Annotated in this window: 18 protein-coding genes, 1 pseudogene and 1 riboswitch; of the genes and pseudogenes, 7 read left to right on the top strand and 12 right to left on the bottom strand. The window is 70.4% G+C overall.

What is annotated here, in order from left to right:
• Positions 1 to 21: 21 nt before the first annotated feature.
• Positions 22 to 251, bottom strand: a riboswitch (cobalamin riboswitch).
• 81 nt (positions 252 to 332) lie between these two features.
• The 3 genes from ACGFY9_RS27510 to ACGFY9_RS27520 all read left to right on the top strand — a co-directional run bounded on the left by ACGFY9_RS27510 (position 333) and on the right by ACGFY9_RS27520 (position 2,220).
• Positions 333 to 698: an ArsR/SmtB family transcription factor gene (locus ACGFY9_RS27510; RefSeq protein WP_393758404.1), complete on the top strand. Its 366-nt coding sequence runs from the start codon at positions 333 to 335 to the stop codon at positions 696 to 698.
• A 320-nt stretch (positions 699 to 1,018) separates the two neighbouring features.
• The gene (locus ACGFY9_RS27515; RefSeq protein ID WP_393758406.1) at positions 1,019 to 1,696 is read left to right on the top strand and encodes a DUF5134 domain-containing protein; all 678 of its coding nucleotides are present in this window, start codon (positions 1,019 to 1,021) and stop codon (positions 1,694 to 1,696) included.
• Between the two features lie 284 nt (positions 1,697 to 1,980).
• The gene (locus ACGFY9_RS27520) at positions 1,981 to 2,220 is read left to right on the top strand and encodes a hypothetical protein (RefSeq protein WP_393758408.1); all 240 of its coding nucleotides are present in this window, start codon (positions 1,981 to 1,983) and stop codon (positions 2,218 to 2,220) included.
• A gap of 48 nt (positions 2,221 to 2,268) precedes the next feature.
• Here the strand turns inward: ACGFY9_RS27520 and ACGFY9_RS27525 are convergent, their stop codons facing one another.
• The 4 genes from ACGFY9_RS27525 to ACGFY9_RS27540 all read right to left on the bottom strand — a co-directional run bounded on the left by ACGFY9_RS27525 (position 2,269) and on the right by ACGFY9_RS27540 (position 6,127).
• Entirely contained in the window at positions 2,269 to 3,732 is a 1,464-nt protein-coding gene (locus ACGFY9_RS27525; RefSeq protein ID WP_393758410.1) for a PepSY-associated TM helix domain-containing protein, read from the bottom strand.
• A 277-nt stretch (positions 3,733 to 4,009) separates the two neighbouring features.
• Entirely contained in the window at positions 4,010 to 4,597 is a 588-nt protein-coding gene (locus tag ACGFY9_RS27530; RefSeq protein WP_393758412.1) for a copper resistance protein CopC, read from the bottom strand.
• Complete coding sequence (locus ACGFY9_RS27535; protein ID WP_393758414.1) at positions 4,576 to 5,238, bottom strand: superoxide dismutase family protein; 663 nt, start codon at positions 5,236 to 5,238, stop codon at positions 4,576 to 4,578. The genes ACGFY9_RS27530 and ACGFY9_RS27535 overlap by 22 nt, the downstream gene beginning before the upstream one ends.
• A 175-nt stretch (positions 5,239 to 5,413) precedes the next feature.
• Positions 5,414 to 6,127, bottom strand: coding sequence for a hypothetical protein (locus tag ACGFY9_RS27540; RefSeq protein WP_393758416.1), 714 nt, complete (start codon positions 6,125 to 6,127; stop codon positions 5,414 to 5,416).
• 249 nt (positions 6,128 to 6,376) lie between these two features.
• On the opposite strand from ACGFY9_RS27540, the gene ACGFY9_RS27545 reads away from it, so the two are divergent.
• Positions 6,377 to 6,784 carry a hypothetical protein gene (locus ACGFY9_RS27545; RefSeq protein WP_393758418.1) on the top strand — a complete coding sequence of 136 codons (408 nt, stop codon included), beginning with the start codon at positions 6,377 to 6,379 and terminating at the stop codon, positions 6,782 to 6,784.
• 11 nt (positions 6,785 to 6,795) lie between these two features.
• Here ACGFY9_RS27545 and ACGFY9_RS27550 read toward each other — a convergent pair whose 3' ends face one another.
• The 3 genes from ACGFY9_RS27550 to ACGFY9_RS27560 all read right to left on the bottom strand — a co-directional run bounded on the left by ACGFY9_RS27550 (position 6,796) and on the right by ACGFY9_RS27560 (position 8,130).
• Positions 6,796 to 7,071 carry a hypothetical protein gene (locus ACGFY9_RS27550; RefSeq protein WP_393758420.1) on the bottom strand — a complete coding sequence of 92 codons (276 nt, stop codon included), beginning with the start codon at positions 7,069 to 7,071 and terminating at the stop codon, positions 6,796 to 6,798.
• Between the two features lie 3 nt (positions 7,072 to 7,074).
• Positions 7,075 to 7,290 carry a hypothetical protein gene (locus ACGFY9_RS27555; RefSeq protein ID WP_393758421.1) on the bottom strand — a complete coding sequence of 72 codons (216 nt, stop codon included), beginning with the start codon at positions 7,288 to 7,290 and terminating at the stop codon, positions 7,075 to 7,077.
• A 279-nt stretch (positions 7,291 to 7,569) separates the two neighbouring features.
• On the bottom strand, positions 7,570 to 8,130 hold the full coding sequence (locus ACGFY9_RS27560; protein WP_393758422.1) for a DUF5134 domain-containing protein: 561 nt from the start codon (positions 8,128 to 8,130) through the stop codon (positions 7,570 to 7,572).
• A gap of 253 nt (positions 8,131 to 8,383) precedes the next feature.
• Here ACGFY9_RS27560 and ACGFY9_RS27565 point away from each other — a divergent pair, with 253 nt between their 5' ends.
• Both ACGFY9_RS27565 and ACGFY9_RS27570 read left to right on the top strand, forming a co-directional pair.
• Entirely contained in the window at positions 8,384 to 8,836 is a 453-nt protein-coding gene (locus tag ACGFY9_RS27565; protein WP_393758423.1) for an SRPBCC family protein, read from the top strand.
• A complete protein-coding gene (locus ACGFY9_RS27570) occupies positions 8,833 to 9,180 on the top strand; it encodes an ArsR/SmtB family transcription factor (protein ID WP_393758424.1) in 348 nt (115 codons plus the stop codon). The genes ACGFY9_RS27565 and ACGFY9_RS27570 overlap by 4 nt, the downstream gene beginning before the upstream one ends.
• 41 nt (positions 9,181 to 9,221) lie before the next feature.
• Here ACGFY9_RS27570 and ACGFY9_RS27575 read toward each other — a convergent pair.
• Positions 9,222 to 10,342, bottom strand: a pseudogene (locus ACGFY9_RS27575) (IS630 family transposase).
• A gap of 111 nt (positions 10,343 to 10,453) precedes the next feature.
• Here ACGFY9_RS27575 and ACGFY9_RS27580 point away from each other — a divergent pair.
• The gene (locus ACGFY9_RS27580) at positions 10,454 to 11,065 is read left to right on the top strand and encodes a DJ-1/PfpI family protein (RefSeq protein ID WP_393758425.1); all 612 of its coding nucleotides are present in this window, start codon (positions 10,454 to 10,456) and stop codon (positions 11,063 to 11,065) included.
• 9 nt (positions 11,066 to 11,074) lie between these two features.
• On the opposite strand, the gene ACGFY9_RS27585 is transcribed toward ACGFY9_RS27580, so the two are convergent.
• The 4 genes from ACGFY9_RS27585 to ACGFY9_RS27600 form a co-directional block, all read right to left on the bottom strand.
• Positions 11,075 to 11,905, bottom strand: coding sequence for an ABC transporter ATP-binding protein (locus tag ACGFY9_RS27585; protein ID WP_393758426.1), 831 nt, complete (start codon positions 11,903 to 11,905; stop codon positions 11,075 to 11,077).
• Positions 11,906 to 11,909: 4 nt separating this feature from the next.
• Complete coding sequence (locus tag ACGFY9_RS27590) at positions 11,910 to 12,875, bottom strand: FecCD family ABC transporter permease (protein ID WP_393758428.1); 966 nt, start codon at positions 12,873 to 12,875, stop codon at positions 11,910 to 11,912.
• Positions 12,876 to 12,940: 65 nt separating this feature from the next.
• Positions 12,941 to 13,984 (bottom strand): ABC transporter substrate-binding protein, encoded by a 1,044-nt coding sequence (locus tag ACGFY9_RS27595; RefSeq protein ID WP_393758430.1) that lies wholly within the window; start codon positions 13,982 to 13,984, stop codon positions 12,941 to 12,943.
• Positions 13,985 to 14,077: 93 nt separating this feature from the next.
• Complete coding sequence (locus ACGFY9_RS27600; RefSeq protein ID WP_393758511.1) at positions 14,078 to 18,340, bottom strand: amino acid adenylation domain-containing protein; 4,263 nt, start codon at positions 18,338 to 18,340, stop codon at positions 14,078 to 14,080.
• Positions 18,341 to 18,344: the final 4 nt, after the last annotated feature.

An 18,344-nucleotide genomic window follows, 5' to 3' on the forward strand; every position in this document is an offset into this window, starting at 1 on the left:
CTCCAGCACCTCGTGGACGGGGTCGTCGTACGGTGCCGTGGCCGGTCTCCTGGCTGACGGGTCGAACGTCTGCGCCGCCCGGCCTTCCCGGGCGCGACATGCGCCCAGTGGCCGCCCGGTCCCGGGTGGGAGCGGGGATGGTGCGGAGACTTCCCGATCACAGTGGCGAGGGCCGCTCCGGACTCCCGTGCCCGAACCTGATCGGACACAGTGCACCGGTCTTCCCGAACACCACGGCCGGATCAGGCTAGGTGCGACACCTGGTCATCCACAAGTCTGCGCAATTGCGCAGGTGTTGTGCATCACGCGGGGGCAGGGGTGAGGATGGGTGCATGCATCTGGTTCCGGAGAGTCGCGCGCATCGCCGTGCGATCGATGAGCACACCGTCTGCGAGGCCATCGAGGGCATCGGCGATGCCGCCCGCGTCAACGAGTGGGCCGCCCGTTTCTCCCTGCTGGGCGAGCCGAACAGGCTGTCCGTGCTGCTGGCCGTGCACCGGGCCGGGCCCATCGCCGTATCGGATCTGTCGCTGGCCACGGGCATCAGCGACACGTCCGTCTCCCAGATCCTGCGCCTGCTACGGGCCTCGGGCACCGTCACCGCCGACAAGGACGGTCGCGTCGTCCGCTACCGGCTGACCGATCCCGGTATGGCGGCGCTGCTGGACTCCTCGCTTCCGCCGGAGCCTGCGGCCTGAGTCGTCTTCAACTGACCCGCGCCGACCACCCGTTCATCGAGCCGCCGTGCAGGTCGTACGGATGGTCGGCCGCAGTCCGTCTCATGGTGCGTTCGCGGCCCGCCGCCCGCCGCCCGCCGCCCGACGCCCGACGCCCGACGCCCGACGCCCAAGTGACCGTACTCACACGGCACCTTGGGAACTCACCCCTGCGCCGCTCCGACTCCTGTTGCGTCCATCCAGCAGGTCGGCGACCGCGTCCTTCGCTTCTCCTCTGCTGATGCGACCCCGCCGTGAATCGGATGACGGATGCCTAACGGCGTCCCGGAGTTGGGGGTTTCGTGATCGCCGCGAGCGGACTGCGCTGGATCCTGAGCCTGATGTTCGCCGTGCCGGTCCTGTACGGGGTGTGGCGGATGGTTCTGCCCGCCACGGGGCTAGCCGAGCGGGCGGATCACTTGTGGCACGCGGCGATGGGGGTACTGATGATCGCCATGGCCTGGCCCTGGGGCATGGACCTGGCGGCGCTTCCGCAGGTGGTGTTGTTCTCGGTGGGCGGGTTGTGGTTCCTGGCGGCGGCCCCCTTCCGAACCGGTGACCGTACAAGGCGCCGAGCGGTACTCGCCGCCCTGCCCCATGTGGTGATGATGGGCGCCATGGCCTGGATGGTGGCGGCGATGGAGTCCTCAGGCGGTATGTCCGGGCACACGGAGGCGGCCGGTGCGCATGACATGGCGGGAATGGACATGTCCGGCAGTTCCGGTCTGGCCGCCATGAGTCTGACCGGGACAGGGCCGCGAGTGACGGCGGTGCTGTTCGCGGTGGTCCTTGGGGGTCTTGGTCTGTCCTGGCTGACCCGTGCTCTCGACCGGACCAGGGAAAGAGGCACCGTCTCAGAACGTGAACAGCCGGACGGCGGGGCCGCGTTGGAGGCGGTAAGCCAGGGCGGGGCCCTGTCCCCGGCGTGCCATGCCGCGATGGCGTTGGGGATGGCCGTCATGTTCGCCCTGCTCGTGTGACGTCACACGGCGCCGGCATGTGGAGAGGGAGAGCGGTACGGACCTCTCGTCTCCGTCCCGCGCTTCCGTAGTTTTCGTCGGCTCCGGGTGGGGAGGAATCGAAGGCGCGCCCACAGCCGTAGGGACGGCGGGCGGAGCACGTGGCGTCCAAGAGGGGTGGGGCAATGTCCGAGGTACTCGGGACGTCCAGGACCGTTGCGGACGGGGCTTGGCCCTGGGAGCACCCCGCCACCGAAAACCGGAGACTACGCACTGCACGACGGCTTCTGAACGAGGCGTGGTCCTTGTCGGTGCTGACCACGGGACTGCTCGCCAGTGGCTACGCCTGGCTGGGGTTCTTCGCCGGAGGCACAGCGGGGGCGCTGGTCGGTGGCTTCGTGGGACTTTCGACGAGCGCCTTGCTGCATCTGCTCGTCAGCCGAGCGGTGTCGGGTCCGCGTGGTCGTCGCCCTGCCGGGCCGGCGCTGCTCGGCCGCTCCACGATGGTACGGACGCCTGGAGGCGGCAGCGGCTCCGTCACCTGATCTGCCGCCTCCAGGGAGGTCGACCGGGGCCCGTCCCGGTCGTGCCGGTCAGCTTCCGGAGGTGGTCGCGGTCGTCGGCGAAGTGGGCGTACGGCGGCGCCGGTTGGCGCCGACGGCGAGGTCGACGACCAGGAAGATGGCCAGCGGGATGCCGAAAAGCGGGATCACCCAGCCGACCGCGGCCACCACGACGATGCCGATCGCCACGGTCCGGGAGGGCAGGCCGCGCCAGGCGCCCCGGGCGGGCGGGGTGCCGAGGAGGGCGCGGCGGTCGGCGCGGGTGGGGCGGCGCTGCCACCACATGCGGTAGCCCCAGAGGATGACGGAGATCAGGCCGATGGCCAGGAGCGCGAGCGCGATCTGGTTGAAGATGCCGAACAGGGTGCCCATGTGGGCGTTGATGCCCCAGCGGGTCAGTTTGGACAGCACCGGCCAGTCGGCGAAGTTCACCCGGTCGACGACGGTGTCGGTCGAGGCGTCGACGGCGACGCTGTCCCGGCCGACCGGCCACAGGTTGCGGGTCTGCGTCACGGTCCAGGCCGTGGTGCCGTCCGCCGGTACGGCTATCTCCACCGTGCCGCTCAGACCGTCGCCACGGGCCGCTTGGAGCACACCGTCGATCTCGCTCGGGTCGGCGCTCTTCGCGGCGGCGGAACCCTTCGCCTCGGTCAGGGTGGTGGACACCCCGGGCGTGCCGGAGCGCAGCGCGTCCAGGGCCTCGCCGAAGTTCGCGCCGGCGTAGCGGGACCAGGTCAGACCGGTGGCGGAGAGACCCAGCAGACCGATGGCGAGCCACACACCGGTCACGGCGTGCCAGTTGCGTGTGCGCCGTACGCCCTTCTTCGTGCCCCGTTCCGGCAGGAGCAGGCGCCGCGCGGTCCGGTTGCCGCGCTGACGGCGCCACCACAGGATCAGGCCGCCGAGGACGAGGACCCACAGCCAGCTCGCGGCGATCTCGGAGTAGTACCGGCCGATCGTTCCCAGGTGCAGGTTGCGGTGGAAGGCGTCAAGCCATGTCTTGACGGGCGTGTCGGCGTACCAGGTGGTCAACTGCCCGCGCACCTTGCCCGTGTACGGATCGACGTAGACGGTGTGCGCGTTCTCCCCCAGCTGGGGCAGGGCGAAGTCCACCTGGGTGGTGTCGTCGCCGCTGCCGGGGCGTACGGCGGTCAGGGTCCCCGTCGGATGTTCCGCCCGTGCGGCGGCCACCTGCTCCGACAGGGGGCGGACACTGCCACCGGCGTGGGAGACGTGCAGCTCCTTGCCGTAGACGAACGAGTCCAGCTGGGGCGTGAACGTGTAGAGCAGGCCGGTCACGGCCGCGACGAGCAGGAACGGCGCCACCAGGACGCCGGCGTAGAAGTGCAGCCGCACCAGCAGTGCGCCGAAGCCGCCCTGCCGGCGTGCCGGGGCGGCGGTCTCGGTGACGGTCGTGATCGGCGCTGCCGCTGGTTTCTCTTTGGTCGAGCCGCCTGGTTCGGACAGGTCGGGGGTATCGGAGTTGACGGACATCAATCCCACCTCGTGCGGTGTCGGCGGTGCGCGAGGCACCGGGATCCGTGCAGGAATCGACGCCCGCTCGATGTGAGTCCCCGCGGCATCGCTCCACGGCCCGCTTTCGGCCGCTGCGTTGAAACAGTCGGATGGGCGGGCCTTTGAGTTCCCGCCCGCTCCGTGAATTTGGCGGCGTGGACGCCCAGTTCCTCTGACAGCCGGCCGCGCGAGGGCATGCGTCGAACCGGACCGGGGACCCCCTCTCCGGCCCGGCGGCCCAAGAACGGGCCTCACCTCATTCGGTGCCGCTCTCCTCCAGGACTCTCCGGCGGCGCAGGCCACGGATGGTGAGGAACCCTCCGCCCGCCACCACGGCGGCGCCACCCGTCAGGACGGTCACCCCCGTGGTGCGGCCGAGGCCGAGGAAGGTCTCGGACGTGCCCGTGTCGGGGGCCGGCAGGCTCAAGTGCGAGCAGAGGGAAGGTGTGTCGGCGGGCTTGGTGCCGTCGACGGCCTCGAACTGGAAGGAGTTGGTCTGGGCGTCGCCGTCGCCCGCCGTGATCGAGTACGTGAGCGTGATGATCCCCGCGGGCAGCGGGGAGACGGCGGCGCAGGCCGTGGTGGTGTCGGTGACGACCGGTTGTCCCACCGGTATGGCATGGCCGTCGGGTCCGACCATACTGATGTTCGGCGCGATCCCGACTGTCAGGTTGTTGAAGGTCAGCCGGACCACGCTGGTGCCCGCGCCGACCTTCGCGCCGGGGGCTGGTGCCGCGTCCTTCAGCCCAGTGTGGGCGTAAGCGGGTGTGCCGCACAGGAGCAGCAGCACACCCGCCCAGCCGAGCGGCGCGGCCTTAACTCTCAGAAGTCGAAGTCGGCGCATGCGATCCGGTTGTCCTGTGCCTCGTTGGGGTGGATCACGATCGCGACCGCGCCCTTGCCGGTCTTGCGGGAGTTGTTCACCGTCGTCATGCCCGTTCCCGACTTGTCGGCGGTGAACATCAGGTGGATCTCGTTCGGGGGCATGGCCGGGCCGCCCTTCTCGAACTGGAAGTGCTCCCCTCCGTTGTCGGAGGAGCAGTGCTGGGCGTGCAGGTGCGCCATGTAGACGTGCCCGGGCTTGAGGCCGGTCAGAGAGACGGTGACCGTGGTGCCCTTGGAGCCCTGGGCCAGCCAGGCCGTGCCCTTGACGTTGTCCATGCCCGGCGGGCGGGTGTCGAGCATCTTGAAGGCGCCCTTCACCACGCTCGCGCCGGAGATCTTGTAGGCGGGCGTGGCCGAGGGGTCCCCCATCGCCATGCCGGACATGCCGTCCATGCCGTCCATGCCGTGCGCGGAGGGCGAGGCGGACGAGGCGGTCTTGGCGGAGGTGTGGTCGGCCGTATGGCCTCCGCAGCCGGTGGCGAGGGCCGTCGCGGCAGCTACCAGGGCAGCGCAAGCGGTAAGTCGGTTCCTGCGGTGGGTGGTTCGGGGCGTCAGCGCGTCGCCCGACGTGGATGCGCGGACAAGTCTGTTGTGGTGCATGGGATTCCCGATCGATCAGCGGAGCGGAGAGCATGCGCCGTCGCTGCGGTACAAGCAGGCAGACGGGCGTGCTCCGGGCCGGGTGGAGGAACGGACGCGCGCGAGAGCGCACGCCGATCCAGGGAATGAACCGGCCCTGGCCAACGCCGAAAATCCACAGGGGAGTTCGGGGGCGTTAGACGAACAGCGGGCCGGGTGACAGGCGCGGGAGCGCCGAACCGGCCCTGGGTGGCCCTCTGCGGATGACGGCGTGTTTCAGTACGGCGGAAACAGTCGGCTGAACTTCCGCCACGCCCACCGCGGTTCGACCCACGAGGTTGCGGACTTCGCGCACCGTGCGCGCCAGCATGCGACGGACACGCCGAAGCGGCGCGAACAGCGCCACGGCCAAGGCTCGGCCGAGCCGGTAGGCCGCCGTCTCACCGCGCCAGAGCCAGAGTCCGCATACGACAGCGGCCAGCAGATGGGCCAGGAACATCCCGGTGGAGCCGTGCCGCGCCATGACGGACTCCAGCGGCAGCATGCCCGCCGTGCCCTTTGTCCCGGCACCCGCCATCACCATGCCCGAACCCGAGTGACCCATGTCCATGACCATGCCGGAAGGGGAGAACCCCATCCCATGGTCCATGCCAGGAGCCGCTTCCGTCCCCAATACGCCGACGAGCGAGTGGGCCGCGTCGAACAGCAGGTGCAGCAGCCCCTGAGCAACGGCCGTCGCCCCGACCACAGTTACGGCACCGCGTTCGCGGCCGGTCAGCCACCAGGCGCCCGTCGCCGTCCCGGTGAACGCCAGGACCAGCGTCCACCACGGCGGGAGATCACCGGACATGACGGCGTGCCCCAGCGCCGTAGTCACCACGCAGACAGCCGCGAAGACGGCCGCCCGCAACGGACGCAGAGTGCCTACGCTCTCCGCGGTCCACGCCGTGCGGGTCCCCCGGCGTGTTCCGCCGCCGCGGCACCTCCGGGGCATCGCACAACTCCTCGAACCGATGGGCTTCTCGGTTCCTTACGGGCGGGAGCAACCGGGCGTTCACACCTGGGAGTTCACAGCTCGGGTTCGTCTCTTTCACAACGGCACGGGCGGTACTAGCGTCGGCGGAGTACACCCCGCTTTTCCCTCATCCTTGGGGTTGTGATGATCCACACCCGTGAACTCATCGAAAGCGTCACCAGCGAGAGCATCCTCGGCGGCGGGGTGCTGGCCGAGGCCATCGACGTACTCGCCGCCTGCGAGACGGCCGTCACCGCGTGCGCGACCGGCATGCTGGCCGAGAAGGACGCCGACGGGCTGCGCACGGCCATCGACCAGGACCTGGACTGCGCCGACGTCACCGCCGCGACCCGCCGGATCCTGACCCGCCACAGCAGTCACGACCCAGCGCTGCTCACCGCCCAGGTCGAAGCCTGTCTCATCGCCTGTCAGCGCAGCCACGACCTGTGCGGCGGACACGCCGAGCACCACGAGCACTGCCGTATCTGCGCCGAGGCCACCGGCCACGCCGCAGACGCCTGCAGGGACGTACTCAACGCCGTACGTGCCTGAGGCCCGCGCAGTCAGTCCCGCGAGGGCGGTGACGGCGGACGACCCGACACCGCCCGCTCCACCAGCAGGTACAGCAGCCCGCTGACCACGAGGCCGAACAGGAAGCCGATGACGGCACCGACGATGCCCGCGATCACCTCGCCCAACCAGCCGTAGCCTCCGGCCAGCACCGCAACGGTGGCAGCAGGCAGCAGCCACGCCGAGCCGCCGCTCGCTGTCCTGCCTCTGCTTGGTTGCTGGTCCCAGGGCCACACCGCGTGCCGCCCGTTCCGCCGGATGCGTGGCATCGGTCAGGCGGTGGCTATGCCGTCCAGCTTGCCGGCCTTCGCCTCCTCCACCAGCGAGGCGAACTGGTCGACGCTCATCTGGACGCGCTGGCCGAAGTCGTCGGTGAGCAGGACGCGGCGCTCCGCGGGTGCGCTCGGGTCGACGAACAGTTGCGGGCAGCCGCAGTTGCAGTTTCCGCAGAAGGTCGCCAGCGGTTCCAGGCCGTTGATGTCGCTCATCGTGCACTGCCTTTCGGGGGGGTCGGGCGGCCGAAGGCGTGTCGATTACCTGGGGCCCGGTACAGCCCTGGGCATACCCCCGGGCGCACGACGCGACGCGCCCGCGCACAGGGAGGTGGGAGCTCGGCTCTACGGTGCCATGCGCTCGTTCACTCCCGATGCCTCCGTTTCACCGCGCATCACGGGAACCAACTCCCTTGCTTCTACGACTAGCTGAGGAGGTGTCATTCGGCCCGCAGGCAGCCTGAGGCCGCGTCACCGCCTCCGTCACACACCTGTTCACACCATCGTCAGGAGCATCACGGCGGTGATGCCCGCCATGGCGATACGGGCCATCGGAACGGCCTCCGCGCTCCGCGATCCCTCTGAGACCACCTGCCGCCACAGAGTGACGGCCATGGACAGCATGAAGTAGAACGCTAGGACGGCGCAGGCGATCGCCCATCCGGACACCGTCTTCGCCATCGCCATGCCCGTAGGCGCGTGCACAGGGTGGGCGGCCCGCATGGCCAACACCATGCACACCATGGCCCCGCAGGCCACCGCATGCTGAAACCAGTGCGCTCCCCCGTGCCGATGGTCCGGGCGCACGGCCTGACGCGCGCCGGCCACCGCACACGCGACTCCCGCGAGCACGAACAGGATCGGCCACCAGCCCACCGAGGTGAACACGCCCACGGTCGCGGGGCACACCATCGCGGCCATGCACACGCTCATCAGTACGTCGGCCGTCACGCCGTACCGTGAGAAGGCGCGGTGGCCCGCAAGACGAGGCAACTCAGAGGCGCCCATCGCGAGCGCCATGCCCGCGGCAACCCATGCGATCGGTGCGAGGTCCACGGCTGTCCCTCCTTCGCCAGCCAGGCCCAAGCAGGACATGTTGAGGCTGCCCCGAAGCCGCCGCGAGGGAACTCCGTTCGGACGTCACGGTGCGGGCTAGTGCTCTGACCGGGATGGTTCACCGGGTGGTGTGACCGCGGACGCATGGCAGCGAGACTGTCGCCAAGCAAGGCGATTATGAGCAACCGTGTGGTTGCGCTTCCTCCGCTAGACATGCAACCATCGAGTTGCGCATCTAACGGAGGTATGCAGCATGGTTGCTGACAGCATCGAGCGTGAGATCGTCATCGCGGCGCCCGTGGACAGGGTCTGGGAGGTGCTGACCCAAGCCGAGTTCCTGGGTGCCTGGTTCGGCAGCGGCGGCCCCGCCGAGATCGACCTTCGTCCTGGCGGGAGGATGGTCTTCGACCACGGGGTGCACGGCGCCCTCCCGGCCCGGATCGAGCGGGTTGAGCGACCCCGGGTCTTCTCCTACCGCTGGTCACAGGGGGCCGCAGGGGAGCACCCGGGCGATGGCAACGCAACTCTGGTCGAGTTCACCCTGAACCCTGACGGCAAGGGCACCCGGCTGCGCATGGTGGAGAGCGGTTTCGCCGACCTCGTCATGCCGGAAGAGGACCGGCGCGCACGGCATGAGCAGAACGGTGCGGGCTGGACCCGCAAGCTCGCCGAACTCCAGCAGCACACCGAACAGCTTCCCGTATGACGGTCGACCGCGCCGCGGTCGATGACGTGCTGGTGGCGCTTGCCGATCCGATGCGGCGCAGGATCCTGGCCGTCCTGGCCGCGCAAGGGGCGGGCACCGCCACCACCCTCGCCGCCGAACTGCCCGTCAGCAGACAGGCTGTGGTCAAGCATCTTGCGATCCTGGACCGGGCGGGCCTGGTCGCTGGGCACCGGTCCGGCCGCGAGGTCCGCTACCTCCTGTCCCCGCAGCGCCTGGACGCGACCGCCCAGTGGATGGCGGGCCTGGCGGCCGAGTGGGACGTTCGGCTGCGGGCGATCAAGCATCTCGCCGAGTCCGCCCCGGACGCCGAGGCCGACGGGTGACCGTCCGGTGATGAAGGGCGTCCGCCCGGAACCTGCCTCGGTCAGGCAGCTGCGGTGATCGGGCGCCCTCCCCAGCGGATGCCCTTCTCGCTGCGAATCCGGGCGCGTTCGCGGCGTTGGGCGGCCAGGACGTCGGGGTGGCGGGCGTTGGCGTTGCGCCAGCGCAGGTAGCGGTGCAGTGCGCGGGTCTGGACGGTGTGGTTGGGGTGGTTCGAGTTGGCGAGGGTGAACTGTCGCAGCGGCCCGAACTGCGCCTCTATCGGATTGGCCCAGGAGGCGTCGGTCGGGGTGAAGCACAGCTCCACCCGGTGCTTCCTCGCCCAGGAGCGGATTGTGGCGCCTTTGTGGGCGGAGAGGTCGTCCATGATCACGTAGATTGGGGCGCCGTCGGGGCGGGCCGCGCGGATCGACTTGAGCGCAGTCAGGCTGTCCGCCGTGCCCTTGCGGCGGCGGTTGACGCCCCACAGGGTGTCGTCGCCTATCGAGTAGCAGCCGTGGAAGTAGGTCACGCCGTGGGTGCGGTGATAGGTCGCCGGGACCCGATCGGGCCGGCCCCGCTTGGCCCAGCAACTGCCGCCGGTGGGGCGGATGCCAAGCGGCCCAAACTCGTCGAACGCAAAACACGGTCCGGGAAGTGCTCCAGTATGTACTCGATCCGGTCGAGCTTGGCGTCGCGCTCGGGGTCCTTGGACTCCTTCCAGGTCTTGGTGCGCTGGAAAGTGACGCCACGCCGGACGAGTAGGCAGCGCAGGGCCTCGCGGCCGATCCGGATCACCCGCCCGCGGACTCTGCGGAGGTGGGCGGCGAGCTTGCGGATCGACCAACGGGTGAAGGGCTGGGCGAGCTTGGTCGGGCGGGTGGCGGCCGTCTGAACCACGAAGACCTCGTCGTCATAGCTGAGTTGGCGGGGACGGCCTCCCGCCCACTGAGGGTCCAAGCAGGCCAGGCCGATCTCGTTGAAGCGGTGAATCACGTCGCGCACCGTGTCCTCGTCGGCCGCCACCAGTTGGGCGATCACTGGCACGCGGTTCCCGCCAGCGGAGGCCAGCAGCATCATCGCGCGCCGGTACCGCACCGAACTGGTGCTGCCCCGACGCACGATCTGCTGCAGCCGCCGCCCCTCCTGGTCGGTCAGCCTGCGGACTTTAACCGGCTCTGCCACCACGCCTCCACGCACCAGATTGGATGTGTCCTCACATCCAACCGGCCCACAACCCGCGACCGCGAACCGCAACCCGGTGAACCATCCCGGTCAGAGCACTAAGGTGGGGGCGTGAGCGACACTCTGACCATCGGTGTGCTGCTGTTCGACGATGTCGAGGAACTCGACGTCGTCGGCCCGTGGGAGGTGCTCGGTTTCTGGGCGTCCCACATCGCGTCATCTCCCGTGCGTGTCCTGGCCGTTGGGCCGGAGGCCGGGGTGGTGCGCGGTTCGAAGGGGCTGGGGCTCGTCGCCGACCACACCGCGACCGACGTGCCGGCGTTCGATGTCCTCGTCCACCCCGGCGGCAACGGCACGCGCGCCCTGGTCAAGGATTCGGCGCACCTGGAGTGGCTACGGCACCTTCATACGCAGGGCACCGTCTTGGCGAGCGTGTGCACCGGTTCGCTGGTGCTCGCCGCCGCCGGTCTGCTGGCGGGCCGCCCGGCGACCACGCACCGGGACTACCTCGACAGGCTCGCGAAGATCGACCCGTCGGTCGACGTACGGACGCGGGACCGGTATGTGGACGACGACGACATCGTCACCAGCGCCGGAGTATCAGCCGGCATCGACATGGCTCTGCATCTGGTCGCACGCTACGGCGGGGCCGAGGCGAGCGAGCTGACCCGGGCCGGGATCCAGTACGAGGCCCCGGAGCCCGTGGCGGATTCCGGGGCCTGACCGACAGGGTCAGCGCGCGGCGGGCTCGGCGTCGGCAGGGTCGGCCTCGGCCACCGCCCTCTCGTCGCGGGCGAGCGGCTGGGCGTCGTAGGTGATGCGGATGATGCCGTCGGCGTGCCGCTCGGTGCTCGCCCGTACGCCGAAGACGTCCCTGAGGATCTGCGGGGTCAGTACCTCCAGGACCGGCCCGGCGGCCACCACGGCTCCCTCGTGCAGGACGGCGAGGTGGTCGCAGAGCCGGGCGGCCAGGTCGAGGTCGTGCAGGACCGCCAGCGTGGTGATCCCGGTGGCACGGATCAGGTCCAGCAGCTCGAACCGGGCTCGGATGTCAAGGTGGTTGGTGAGTTCGTCCAGGACGAGGAGTTGGGCGCTCTGCGCCAACGCCCTTGCCAACAGAACGCGTTGGCGTTCCCCGCCGGACAGGGAGGCGTAGTCGCGGTCCGCGTACGGTCGTACGCCGCAGTGGTCGATGGCCTCCTGTACGGCCCGGTGGTCCTCGGCTCCGTCGCGTCCCAGCAGGCCGTGGTGCGGAGCCCGGCCCAGGGCGACGATCTCCGCGACGGTCAGGCCGGTGGTGTTGCCGGTGGCGTCCTGGAGGACCGCGGCCGTACGGCGGGCCGCGGCACGGGCGGACAGGGTCCATACGTCGTCCTCGCCGACCCTGACGACGCCGTCCGCAGGGCGGAGCGAGCGGTAGACAGCGCGCAACAGGGTCGACTTGCCGCTGCCGTTGGGGCCGACCAGGCCGACGATGTCGCCCTTGCGGGCTTCGAGGCTCACGCCGTGCAGGATCGGACTGCGGTCCAGGGTGATGTGGAGCTGGTCGACGGTGAGTTTCATGGCTTCAGTCCAGACCCTTGTTGTGGCGCAGCAGCCACAGGAAGAAGGGGGCGCCGAGGAGGGCGGTGAGGATGCCGAGCGGCAGTTCGTTGGGGCGGTTGAGGGTGCGGGAGAGCAGGTCGACGAGGACCAGGTAGACCGAGCCCAACAGGGCGGTCAGGGGCAGGAGTCGGCGGTGGTCCGCGCCGGTGGTGAGGCGGACGAGGTGCGGGATCATCAGGCCGACGAAGCCGATACTGCCGGCGACGGCAATGACGGTTCCGGTCAACAGCGCGCTGAGCACCAGGAGCACGGCGCGCAGCCGGTTGACGTCGACGCCGAGCGCGGTGGCGGACTCATCGCCTGCCAACAGGACGTTGAGCCGCCGCCCGAAGAGCGTCAGGAGCGCGGTGGTGACCAGCACGACCACCGTGACCGTGGGGAGTTGGTCCCACTGGGCGCCGGCCACACTGCCCAGCATCCAGAACATGACCGTGCGCAACTCGGTTGGCGTCGCCTGGAGTTGGACGAAACTGGTCGCCGAGAGGAAGACGTATCCGACGGCGACCCCCGCCAACACCAGCCGGGTCGGCGCGAGTCGGCCGCGCCGCTGTCCGAGGGCGAAGACCAGCGCGCCCGCCACCACCGCGCCGATGAAGGCCGCCGCCGACACCCCGAGCCCGGCCAGCGCGGCACCGCCGCCCAGGGTGATGACGAGGACCGCGCCGAGCGTGGCGCCGTAGGAGAAGCCCAGCACGATGGGATCGGCCAGCGGGTTGGACACCACGGTCTGCAGCACCGCGCCCGACACCGCCAGGGCCGCGCCGACCAGGGCGGCCAACACCACCCGGGGCGTGCGGAAGTTCCAGACGATCTGGTCGAGCGCGGGGTCGGAGGGTGCCGCCCCGGCGCCGGTGACGTGGTGCAGGACGATCGCCCACACGTCACCGAGCGGGATGCTCACCGCGCCGATACTGATCGCCACGATCATCGTGGCGATCAGTGCGACGGGCAGCAGGGTGAACGCGAGGGTGATCTTCAGCCGGCCGGGTCGGCTCAGAAGGCGTCCGGGTGCAGTGCCTTGGCGATCTTCTCCACGGCCAGGTCGTTGCTGGGGCCGAGGTACATCGAGTCGGACAGCGTCACGTACGTGTTGTTCTTGGCGGCCGGCCACTGGGGGAACTCCTTCAGCAGTTTCTTGGCGTAGGCCGCCGGGTTCGGGTCGTTGTAGGCGATGACGACGAGGGCGTCGACGTCGGTGGCGGCCACCTTCTCCTTGCTCAGGTCAGCGAAGGAGGTCTTGGAGGCGTTCTCGAAGGCGTTGGAGCCGCCGGCTTTGGCGAGGATGTCGTTGTAGATGCCCTTGGCGACGACCGAGCTGAAGTCGTTGCCGCCCATGGACATGTTGGAGAACAGCACCATGACCTTGGGGGTCTTCGTCTCCCCCTTGACCTTCGCCGAGACGGCCGCGATGTTCTTCTCGGAGGCGGCGATCAACTCCTCCGCCTTGTCAGTGACGTTGAAGACCTTGCCCATGTCGCGCAGCAGCGTGTAGCTGTCTGCGATGGTCATCTTCGCGGTGTCCTGGTCGCATCCCTGCGGGGAGACATAGCTGTTGGCGCCGACGGTCTTCAACTGGTCCCTGGTAGCGAAGCCGTTCTTCTCGTCGAAGCCGTACGAGGTGGTCGACAGGACGAGATCGGGGCGCAGGCCGAGCATGGCCTCGCGGGGGATGTCGTAGGCGTCGTTGAGCTTCACGTTCCCTGTGGGCAGGGCCTTGATGGCGGCGGCGCGGCCCGCGACCTCGGACATGCCGTAGGTCTGCTGGTTGGCGACGATCTTGTCCTGGAGGCCGAGGGCGAGGAGGGTGGAGACCTCGGCGACGGAGGCGCCGTTCATGACGACGACCCGGCTGGGGGCCTTCTTGAAGGTCTCGGTCTGTCCGCAGTTCTTCAGCGTCACCGGGTAGCCGGTCTTCGACACGGCGGCCTCGGTCGTCGTACCGCTCGCCGTGTCGCTGTCCGAGGAGTCGCCGCATGCCGCCGTGAGCAGGCAGAGGGCTGCGGCCAGGGCGGTGGCGGCCGGCCGGTTGATCGACATGCGGGCTCCTTGCGTACGGGGTCTGCTCATGGGCTGAGGGGTTCTGTTGCAGTAGTCGGGGCGAGGTGGTTGCGAGTTCCCGGCAAGTCCCGCTTATTTGGCGGCTGTTGCCGGAGTGGGCAGCACACCCGCGGTGACGCAGTGGTCCAGGTAGCCGAAGACAAGGTCCCGGTCGGCCGGCGGGCTGGTGATGCCACTGCCTTCCAGGCCGGCACGGACGTTGTCGGCCCGGACGTGGCCGAGGCGCAGGTCGGTCGGCGCGGCCCGGTCGGCGGAATCGAAGAAGGCCAGCGTCGTGGCGGCGACGTCGGCCGTGCGGGGCAGTTGCTCGCGCCAGCGCGCCAGCGGCAGTCGCCGTAGCGGATAGCCGTATTCCTGAACCCAGTCGTAGACGTCACCGAGCCGCACCCGGGGCAGGGTCGCGTGGTGGAAGACCGGACCGGCTGCACGGCCGGGGGTGAGGCAGAGGTGGACGAGGGAGCGGGCCACGAAGTCCACGGGCGTCCAGACCTCGTCCTCGAACAGGTCGGGGACGATCCCGGCGGGGATGCCGGCCCGCAGCACGCTCCACAGGAAGTCCCGCTCGTTGACGTATCCCGTGCCGGACGGGCCGACCACCCGGCCCAGGCGGTGCACGGTCACCGGCACACCGCGCTCGGCCGCCTGCTCCAGCAGCCGTTCCGAGGCCCACTTCGACTGCTGGTAGCCGTAGCGGAGTCCCTCGTGCGGCGGCAGGAATGCCTCCGGCACCTCGGGGCTGTGGCTCGCAGGCGGGGCCACGGACAGGGTGGAGACGTAGTGGAGGGGCGTCGTGCGCACGGCGGCCAGGCGCAGCAGCTGACGGGTGGACTCGGTGTTGGCGGCGCGCAGGGTGGCGTAGTCGCGAATGATGCTGACGGTCGCGGCGTTGTGGAAGATCGCGTCGCAGGTGGCGGCGAGGTCGGCGAGCGCGTCGCGGGTCAGGCCGAAGTCGGGGCGGGCGAGGTCGGTGGGGAGGGCGGTGACCCGGTTGCGTGCCCGCTCGTCGAGGGCGATGCCATGACGTTCAAGTGCCTTGTGGATGCGTGTAGTTGCTTCGGCCTGGTCATGGGCCCGCACCGTACAGACGATCTCGGCTGCCGTGTCTGTGAGGAGTTGGGCCAGCAGGTGGACGCCTACGAAGCCGGTCGCGCCGGTGAGGAGGATGCGGCGGGGGGTGGCGTCCGGGGCGCGGCTGATGCCGGGGCGGATGCCCGGGTCGAGGACGGTGTCGGCGAGAAGGGTCGGCGGGAGTCCTGCCGGTGCGGACGTTGATTGGGCGTTCTCGCCGAGGAAGCCGGCCAGCCCAGCGGCGGTGGGGTGCTGGAAGAGCCAGGCGACCCGTATGTCGCGGCCGAGTTCGACGCCGAGGCGGTTGGCTGCCTGGATGGCCTGGAGGGAGTGGGCGCCCAGGTCGAAGACGTCGTCGTCCACGGCGAGGGTGTCCGTGCCGAGGATCTGTCGCCAGACGGCAGTGACGGTCCGCTCAAGAGGGCTGCTGGTGGTGGGGAGTTGGGGCGCTGATGTCCGGGTCAGGGCGGCCCGGTCGATCTTTCCGGAGCCAGTGCGGGGCAGCCGGTCGAGGAGTTCGACCGCGGAGGGGATCATCGCCGCGGGCAGCCTGGTCCGCAGGTGTTCCCTGACCTCGGACGCGGACGGCACCGGTGACTCGGCGACCACATGAGCGGCCAGGCGCCGGGTGCCGTCGGGGAGGGTCTGTCCTACGACGGCGACCTCCCGGATGCGGGGGTGGGTGAGCAGGGCGCTCTCGACCTCAGCCGGCTGGACACGATGGCCACTGATCTTGAACTCGTCATCCGCCCGCCCCAGGAAGCGGAGTTGACCGTCCTCGCCGACGTCGACCAGGTCGCCGGTGCGGTAGGCGCGGGGGGCGCGGGGAAGCGCGGTGAGAGGTGCGAAGCGGGAGCTGTCCGGTACTTCGCCCCGGTAGCCGCGGGCCAGGGCGGCGCCCAGCAAGTACAGCTCGCCGTCGACGACGGCGGCCCGGGTGCCGGGCAGTGGCAGGCCGATGGGTACGTCGCCGGGTGCAAGGGCGGGGTCGTGCAGGTCCGCGACGGTGGCTACCACGGTGGCCTCGGTGGGCCCGTAGGTGTTCAGCAGCGCAACCGAGGTGCCGACGGCCTTGCGCCAGCGATCGACCCGTTCGGGCAGGGCCGCCTCGCCGCCGATGACGACGGTCCGCACGTTCTCCGGCAGCTCGGCGGCGCCGGTCGAGAGCGCGTAGGCCATCTCGTGCCAGTACGCGGTGGGCAGGTCCAGCACGCTGACGCGCAGGCGGGCGCACTCGTCCAGGAAGCGCGGCACGGACTCGGTCATGTCGTCGGCGCGGATCACCAGCGTGCCGCCCGCACACAGGGTGAGGAAGAGTTCCTCCACGCTGGCGTCGAAGTGCAGTGGGGCGAACTGCAGGACGCGGTCCTGGCGTTGGATGCCGTAGCGGTGGGTGGCCGCCGCGACGAAGTGGGCCAGCGCGTCGTGGCCGATCTCCACTCCCTTGGGGAGCCCGGTGGAGCCCGAGGTGTGCAGCACGTAGGCCAGGTCCGCGAGTTCGGGCGCCGACGGCACTGTAGGTGTGGCGGGCCCGGAATCCGGCTGGTCCAGGGCGAGTACGGCCTGCTCAGGGAAGCCGGCCGCGCGGTCGCCGGTCGTCACCACGAGCGCCGGAGCGGCGTCGGCCAGGAGGTGGGCCGTGCGGGCGGCGGGGGCCTTCGGGTCGAGGGGGCAGTAGGCGGCGCCCGACAGCAGGACGCCCAGGATGGCGGTGACGGCGTCGATTCCCCGGGGCAGGGCCACCGCCACCACATCGCCCCGGCCGACGCCCCGGGCGGCCACGCGGCGAGCCATGTCCCGTGCGGTGCCGAAGAGTTGGGCGTACGTGAGGGTGTCCCCGGCGTGCTCCAGGGCGACGGCCGTGCCCCGGCGGGCGGCGTGGTCGGCGATGAGGCTCAGCACCGGGCGGGCGGGGGCGGGCAGCGGGTCCCCGGTCAGGACGCGGACGGCGCCGGCGGCGGAGGTACACGCCAGTTCTCGCAGGGGCCGGTCGGGGGCGGCGACCGCCCCGTCGAGGAGAGCGAGCAGGCCCTCCTGGAAACCGGCCGCCTCGCTCTTGGTGTACAGGTCGGGGTTGGCGTCCAGAGCGATGCGCAGGCCGGTGCCGTCGGAGCGGTCGTAGACGTTGACGGCCAGGTCGTCGACTGGTCCCGCGGACACGTTGTGGACGGTACTGCGGTGGCCGGCGAACCGCAGGTCGTACTCGAACGGCATGATGTTCACGCCGGGCCCGGACAGGCGGCGCTGACCGCCGACGAGCTTCAGGTCTCGCCGCAACTGCTCGTAGCGGTAGCGCTGGTGGGGCAGTCCGGCGCGCAGTTCGCGGGAGACGCGGGGCGCGAGGTCGCGCAGGGTGTCGTCGGGGGTGACGGGCACGCGCAGCGGCAGGATGTTGCGCACCATGCAGGGGACACGCAGGGAGACCGAGCCGAGGCGGCCCATCGCGGGCAGGCTCAGGACGAGTTCCGGGGCGCCGGTGACCTGGTGCAGGTGGGCGACGGTCGCCGCGAGCACCACCTCGGACCACGTCACCGACAGGTCACGGGCGACCGTGCGCAGGGTGGCGGACCAGGCCGCGTCGAGGTCGGTGACGTGGCGGTGGAAGGTGCGGGCGGGGAGAGCGGAGCGGCCAGCCGGGCTGGCCACCGACGGGCGGTCGGCGTAGCGGTCGGTCCAGTAGGCGCGGTCCTTGGCGTGGCGGGCGGACGCGCGGTGGGCGAGCTCTTCGGCGCGGACAGACTCCAGGGTGCCGAAGCCGCTGTCCGAGACGGGTTCACCGGCCACGAGGGCCGTGTAGACCTGGGCCACACGACGGGCCACCAGCGAGAGGCCGAAGCCGTCGAGGGCGATGTGGTGGACCCGGTGGTACCACAGGTACTGCTCCTGCCCGGTTCTGAGCAGGGCATGGCCGAAGACCGGGCCGCGGGTGAGGTCGACGGGACGGGCCATGTCCTGGTCCATCCAGGCCAGGGCCGCGGCGTGGGGATCGGGCTCGTCGGTGAGGTCGGCGATGTGGGTACGCCAGTCAACGGCCGGGGTGTCCAGCTGCCAGGGGCGGCCGGTGTCGTCGGTGACGAAGGTGACGTTGAGGGCCTCGGTCTCGGCGACGACGAGGTGCAGGGCGGTGTCGAAGACGGCCGTGTCCACGGGGCCGTCGATGCGTACGTATTCGGCGGTGTTGTAGGCGGGGCTGTCCGCGTCGAGTTGCTGGCCGGTCCAGATGCCCTCTTGCGCGACAAGCAGTGGGTGACGCCCGGCGGCTGACATGCTG

It is taken from the genome of Streptomyces sp. NPDC048504 (genome assembly GCF_043200035.1).
Lineage (GTDB): Bacteria > Actinomycetota > Actinomycetes > Streptomycetales > Streptomycetaceae > Streptomyces.